This window comes from Secundilactobacillus hailunensis (assembly GCF_005405185.1).
Classification (GTDB): Bacteria; Bacillota; Bacilli; order Lactobacillales; family Lactobacillaceae; genus Secundilactobacillus; species Secundilactobacillus hailunensis.
This window is the reverse complement of the sequence record NZ_BJDO01000112.1, coordinates 1-1,182: the sequence shown is the minus strand read 5'-3', so window position 1 is coordinate 1,182 and position 1,182 is coordinate 1. Positions and strand designations below refer to the sequence as shown.

General features: G+C 47.4%; 1 protein-coding gene. It reads right to left on the bottom strand.

Annotated features, from left to right (window positions below):
- Positions 1 to 54: 54 nt before the first annotated feature.
- Positions 55 to 1,182 (bottom strand): ISL3 family transposase (locus tag FFM73_RS12530; RefSeq protein WP_137631946.1); only part of this gene is annotated, 1,128 nt, incomplete at its 5' end.

The window sequence follows — 1,182 nt, the reverse complement described above, 5'->3', positions numbered from 1 at the left end:
TGGATTTTGGGTACACTAAATAACCCTTTGTTCTAGGGGCATTCGCAATAGGGACTAAGCAGCGATTTGGAAGATTCGGATAAACATGTTTTCTTGGTTCGCAAAGCCATAACAGTTACGTTTAAGTTGCTTGATCTTACGATTCTTGCCCTCAATGGGACCGTTAGAGTATGAGCTTCGGGCTGCGTTAAGGACACCAGTTAGATTCTTACGCAAGGTTGTCATAGCAGTGTCCATAGTTGATTCAGCCCGCTGATAGTTCGTGATGAGCGCCTTCAGGCGCGATACCTGATGGTTCATTAGTGCCTCATGAACGTCAATATAAGCTTCGTAAGCAGCTTTGAACGCAGGAAACTTGTCGGTTCCCAAATCAATGGCATTCTGTTCCGTTGAGTATTCGTTCAGGCCCCGTAGATAACGCATCTTACTAGCGTTGGGATGAGCTTTATGAAACAGACGCCAGTCCGTTTTCATAACCTTGTGCTCGCGTGAGTGGGGATCTAGTTGCTTTAGGCATTGAACCCGCAGTTGATCCATTGCCCGGCCCAATAATTGTACGATATGGAAACGATCAATTACAATCTCGGCATTCGGAAATAATTCATGGACGAAATTCTGGTATGAAGCGTTCATATCCATCGAAATATGTTTAACCGCGGCGCGTTCCTGCTCGGAATACTGACTGGAGAAAAACTGCTTGATTTCCTTATTCAGGCGTCCGCCTAAGACCGTAACCAAACCGTGTTTGTCCGCATCAATACAGATAAAGGACATCATATCGTGTGTTGAGCGGAACTCATCAAAGCACAAGTTTTCAGGCAAATGTGTGGCTGGATGTGGTTTGATATTGGTATTGATTATGCGTTGAACCGATTTTGGCGAGATGCCAGTGATGGCAGCGATGGTTGTGAGCGACAAGGACTTTTTGGCCAGCTTGAGCGCGTACTGTGCCGTCATACAACTGATGGTATGGTGTGGCTTGACCACTGGCGTGGTGGCCGTACAAGTGTGCCCGCAATTGTGGCACCGCCACCGCTGCTTTTTCAACTCCAGCACTACTGGGCGGTCATTGGCGCTGTTAATGTGGATTCTAGTCTTGATGTGACCGTTAGGGTACAGCGCCTCGAAACCACACTCTGGGCAACGTGCCAGCTGATAGGTTAATACTGCTTGAATCACGAG